Below are 4,971 nucleotides of genomic sequence, written 5' to 3'. Positions count from 1 at the left end.
CATAGGCATTGGCGCGCCGCAAGGCCTCCAGCGGCTCCAGCCCGGCGACCAGGCCGTGGGCGAAGCAGCCGATGAAGGCATCCCCGGCACCGGTTGAGTCGACCGCCTCCACCTGCACGGGCTCGACATGCTGCACGCCCGAGGCCGAGGCCCAGAGCACGCCGCGCTCCCCCAGGGTCACCACCACATTGCGCATTCCCTCCACCACCAGGCCTTCGGCGGCCGCGGTGATCTCCTCGACGGTCTCGACAGGAGCGCCGGTGAGCAGCGCCAGCTCCGACTCGTTGGGGACGAACCAGTCCACACCAAGGATCCGCAAGTGATCCAGCTCCGGCGAGGCCGGCGCCGGGTTCAGCAGCACCGGGATTGCCAGTTCCCGACCAAGGCCAACTGCGTGGTGGACCGTCTCCAACGGCACCTCCAGCTGCAGCACGATCACCTTGCACCGGGCGATGTCGTCGCGGGCCGCGTCCACGTCGGCGGGGGTGAGCAGGTCATTGGCGCCCTTGACGATGACGATGGAATTGCGGCCCTGCTCGTCGACGAAGACCGGGGCCACCCCGGACGGTCCCGGTGTCGACAGCACGTGCGAGGTGTCGATGCCGTTGTCACGGAAGTTGCGCACGGTGTTCTCGGCGAAGACGTCATCGCCCACCCGCGTGAGCATCAACACCGACGCGCCCAACCGGCTCGCGGCGACGGCCTGATTGGCGCCCTTGCCGCCACAGCCCATCACGAAGTCACTGCCCGCCAGCGTCTCCCCGATCTGGGGCATCCGGGCGGTGTAGGTGACCAGGTCGACCATGTTCGATCCGATGACGGCGATGTCCATGACGCCAGCCTGCCACGCCTCACTAGGCTGGACGCGTCCACAGGAGGAGCCGTGCCACCGATGAACCCCACCCAGACCGCCCTGGCCACCCGATTCCTGCGCTACAGCGCGATCAGCTCGCAGTCGGACGCCTCGCAGACCACCGTGCCCACTTCGCCTGGGCAGCGGGAGCTGGCCGGGCTGCTGGCCGACGAGCTGCGGACGGCCGGCGCCCAGGACGTGCACCTGTCACCGACCGCGGTGCTCACCGCCCGCATCCCCGCCCGGCTGCCCGACGGCCACGCACCCGTCCCCGCCGTGGGCTTCTGTGTCCACCTGGACACGGTCGACGTGGACCTGTCCCCCGAGGTGCACGCCCGACTGGTGGACTTCGACGGCTCCAACATCTGCCTCAATGAGGAGCTGGACCTCTGGCTGCGCCCCGACGAGCACCCCGAACTGTTGCCGTACCTCGGTGACCGGCTGCTGGTCACCGACGGCACGAGCGTGCTGGGCGCCGACGACAAGGCCGGGATTGCCTCGGTGATGGAGGCCGTCGTCCGCCTGCTCGACGACCCGACGGCCGTCCACGGAGACGTCCACCTGGCGATCGTCCCCGATGAGGAGATCGGGCTTCGCGGGGTCCGGACCCTCGACCTGCAACGCTTCCCCGTCGACCACGCCTGGACGCTGGACTCCTGCGAGATCGGCGAGGCGGTGTGGCAGACCTTCAATGCCGCCGAGGCCACGATCCGCGTCCAGGGTGTCAGCGCCCACCCGATGAGCGCCAAGGGTGTGCTGGTGAATCCCATCCTGGTGGCACATGACATCGTCGCCCAGTTCGACCGGCTGGAAACGCCCGAGCACACCGCCGGCACCGACGGCTACGTGTGGGTCACCGACGTGGACGGCAACCAGTCCAGCTGCACGCTGCAGCTCAACATCCGCGACCACGGCCTGGAGCGCTTCGAGCAGCGCAAGCGGGCCATCGCCGAGGCGGTCGAGAAGGCCCGCACCGAGCACCCCCGGGTGACGATCACCCTGGAGACCAGCGACGTCTACGGCAACATCAATGACGCCGTCACCGACGCCAATCGCGCGGGCATCGACCTGATGCTGCAGGCCATGGACTCGCTCGGACTCACGCCGAAGCCACTGGCGATGAGGGGCGGCACCGACGGCTCCTGGCTGAGCCGGCAGGGCATCCTGACCCCCAACTTCTTCACCGGCGCCCACAACTTCCACTCGATCCACGAGTTCCTGCCAATGGCCAGTTTCGAGGCCAGCCACCGGCTGGTCCTGGAGCTCATCCGGCTCGTGGCGACGCAGGAATCCCAGCCAGTGGGACGGTAGCTGAAGGACTGGTGAACCTCCGGCCTGCACGGGGCCGATCGGTTAATTGTCGGGATATGAACAGGGCATGAGTATGCGCGCCGTCGAGAATGCCCGCCTGACCTATCGCAGGGCGATCTTCGGGCGCGGCACCCTGACGATGCACCTGGGCTGCAAGACCTTCGAGCTGACCCGCTGGACCCAGGCGCAGCGGGCTGCCCACGAGGAGCGCCAGCGCCACGAGCCGGTGCTGCTGTGCCGCCGCGAGGGCAAGAACTACTGGCAGTTCCAGGCACGCATCTACAGCGAGAACGAGGGCCTGGCCCCCGAACAGATCCGAGTGCTGCTGCTGGCCCGCACCCGTCGCCGCGAGCTGGAGATCGATCGCGCCGCACGCGTCGCCTGAGTTCCCGTCGAGGACGGCCCAGCCGGGGCTGACTCAGCCGAGTCCAATTCAGTCCAGGCCGTCGGTGAGCTCGCGCAGGAATCCCCCGAAACCGCCCGGGACACGGTTGTCGCGGCGGCTCGAGGTGAGCACCCGGTGGGCATCGGTGGCGCGCACCTCCACCCCGGCGGCGCGACAACGCTCCACCAGCAGCACGTCCTCGTGGGTGCGCAGCTGCCCGAAGCCACCGACCATCCGCCAGACGCTGACCCACAGGCCCAGGTTGGCGCCGTGGACGTGACCGTGCCCCTCCCCCAGCTCATGGCGCTGCCACCAGGCCGACAGCATCGGCAGCTCGCCACCGTCGGGCTCCACGGTGCCCACCACCACCTGCGCACCCGCAGCCGCCATCGCGAGCTGGCTGGTGATCCAGTGCCCCGGCACCTGCGAATCGGCATCGGTGGTGGCCAACCACACCTCGTCGGCGGGCCACCCCACGCCGTCGAGCAGCCGCAGCCCCTCCGCGACGGCCGCGTCCCGGGCGGCCCCCACGGCCCTGGCCGTCGACTCCACCACGGCCACCCCCCGGCTGCGCGCCACCTCCGCGGTCTGGTCGGTGCAGGCATCCGCACAGACCACCACCCGGCAGCGGGCATCGGGCCGTTCGATCAGGAGCAGCTCCCGGGCGCGGGCCACCGACTCCAGGCAGCGCCCCAGCAGCTCCTGCTCGTCGTGGGCAGGAATCGCGACCACCACCAGCGGTCCGCCGGCCCCGTGCGCTGGGCTCACACGAGGCCCTCGGCCGTCGCGGGAGACTCGGCGCTGGACCACGCCTCCACCAGCACATCCGGATCCTCATAGCGGGCCCAGCGGGGAAGTCCGACGACGGCGTCGACCAGCTCGTGCACCAGCGGGCCATCGAGCGGGATCCCCTGTGTGGGGTGTCGCCAGTCGGCCAGCACCAGCTCGGCATCATCCGTCATCCGGTCGCGGACCGTGCGGACCAGGGCCAACAGCTCGCTGGGGCGCAGGAAGTAGCCCAGCTCCGAGATGACGACACAGTCGAAGCGACCCTCGGGGAGCCCGTCGGGGACGGCGGCATGCACCCAGTCGACGCCCTCGATCCCCCGGCGATGGGCCACCTCCAGCGCCCTTCCACTGACGTCGAGCGCGGTCACGGCCTCGGAGCGGCGAACCAGCTCGGCGGTGAGCAGGCCTGTCCCGCAGCCCAGTTCGAGCACGTGTCGGTACTCGGGACGGCGCAGAATCCCCAGCACCAGCGCACGGCGGCGGCGCTCGTACCAGGACTCCTCCCAGCCCCACGGGTCGTCGCCGGCCTCGTACATCTCGTCGAAGGTGCCGGCTCGTGACGCCTCGTCGCCCGGCGTGGGACGCCAGCTGCCGAAGAAGACCTCGAAGGCCCGACGGGCCCGCGCGACCACCTCTGGCGTGACGACCGGCCCGTGGTGGGCTCCCGGGCCGAGCCCGGTCTGCTGCGAGGGGTAGAGCTCCAGGGCGCGGTGCTTCGCGCGCACCGCATCGGGCCCCGGCTCGACGAGCACGGCCGCGGTGGTGAGGTGCTCGCGCACCAGCTCGGGCCGGTTCCAGTGCCACCACCAGACGGGGTAGTGCAGGCAGGCGGTGCTGATGCCACTGGCGCCGTTGCGACGGGCGGCCTCGCGGGCGACGCGCCCGACGGCATCGTGGTCGGGGTGTCCGTCCTCGGTCCAGGGCGCCAGCAGCAGGGTGCCGGGGCGAAGGTGCTCGAGCACCGCGTCGAGGAGGGCCTCCTCGTGGTCGGCGACCTGCCCGTCGGGCAGCCCGAGCAGGGTGCGCCGCACCGAGGCGCCGGCCAGCGCGGCGGTGGCGGCCTCCCACTCGGCACGCCGCTGGGCGGCGAGGTCTTCGCTGGACCAGACGGGCGAGTCGGGGTGGGACCTCTCGCCGAGGGTGGCGAGCAGGAAATGGACCTCGAGGCCCCTGGCGGCCACGGCGGCGATGGTGGCTCCGGCGCCGATCGTCTCGTCGTCGGGATGCGCAGCGAGCACCAGAAGCTGCTCGATGCCGTCCAGCGGCAGCTCGTCAACGGTGACGGCGGCAACCTTCCCCCACACCGGGTCGGAGAACCACTCGTCCTCACGGGTTCCGTGTTCTTCATGGGTGAAGACCGGTGCTTCCTTGACGGGATCAGCCATCTCCGTCTCCGTGACTCCTGGCCTCGAGGAGCTGGCGTCCGATGGCGGCCAGATCACGCTCGGCGTGGTGCTGGCGGATGTAGAGGGTGAGGTCGGCAACCCGCGCGGCGTGCTCGGGATCCATGGCCAGCGGCGCCGGGCCGCTACCGTGGCCCACCTGGCGAAGGACCTCCTCGGCGGCCTCGGCGACCACCGCCCGGGCCCGGGCGGCCAGCAGGGCGGCGCGGCCCTCGGCGGCCGCGCACACC

Annotated in this window: 5 protein-coding genes and 1 pseudogene; 2 read left to right on the top strand and 4 right to left on the bottom strand. The window is 71.0% G+C overall.

The features are described from left to right. Positions 1 to 832: ribokinase (gene rbsK / locus ACHFFZ_RS13580; RefSeq protein WP_394277138.1), on the bottom strand; the 832-nt coding region annotated here is incomplete at its 3' end. Between the two features lie 60 nt (positions 833 to 892). On the opposite strand from rbsK, the gene pepT reads away from it, so the two are divergent. Then, positions 893 to 2,164, top strand: a complete 1,272-nt coding sequence (gene pepT / locus ACHFFZ_RS13575) for a peptidase T (protein WP_394277137.1) — start codon at positions 893 to 895, stop codon at positions 2,162 to 2,164. Positions 2,165 to 2,231: 67 nt separating this feature from the next. Beyond that, positions 2,232 to 2,549, top strand: coding sequence for a hypothetical protein (locus tag ACHFFZ_RS13570; RefSeq protein WP_394277136.1), 318 nt, complete (start codon positions 2,232 to 2,234; stop codon positions 2,547 to 2,549). 48 nt (positions 2,550 to 2,597) lie between these two features. Here the strand turns inward: ACHFFZ_RS13570 and ACHFFZ_RS13565 are convergent, their stop codons facing one another. From ACHFFZ_RS13565 to ACHFFZ_RS13555, 3 genes and pseudogenes are all read right to left on the bottom strand, one after another. After that, a complete protein-coding gene (locus tag ACHFFZ_RS13565; protein WP_394277135.1) occupies positions 2,598 to 3,317 on the bottom strand; it encodes a glycosyltransferase in 720 nt (239 codons plus the stop codon). Next, positions 3,314 to 4,723, bottom strand: coding sequence for a PIG-L family deacetylase (locus ACHFFZ_RS13560; RefSeq protein WP_394277134.1), 1,410 nt, complete (start codon positions 4,721 to 4,723; stop codon positions 3,314 to 3,316). Before ACHFFZ_RS13560 ends, ACHFFZ_RS13565 begins: the two co-directional genes overlap by 4 nt. Further along, positions 4,716 to 4,971, bottom strand: a pseudogene (locus tag ACHFFZ_RS13555) (hypothetical protein); the annotation flags it as partial. The pseudogene ACHFFZ_RS13555 and the gene ACHFFZ_RS13560, both read right to left, overlap by 8 nt.

It is taken from the genome of Luteococcus sp., assembly GCF_043424415.1.
Classification (GTDB): Bacteria; Actinomycetota; Actinomycetes; order Propionibacteriales; family Propionibacteriaceae; genus Luteococcus.
This window is presented reverse-complemented; position numbering and strand designations above follow the sequence as displayed.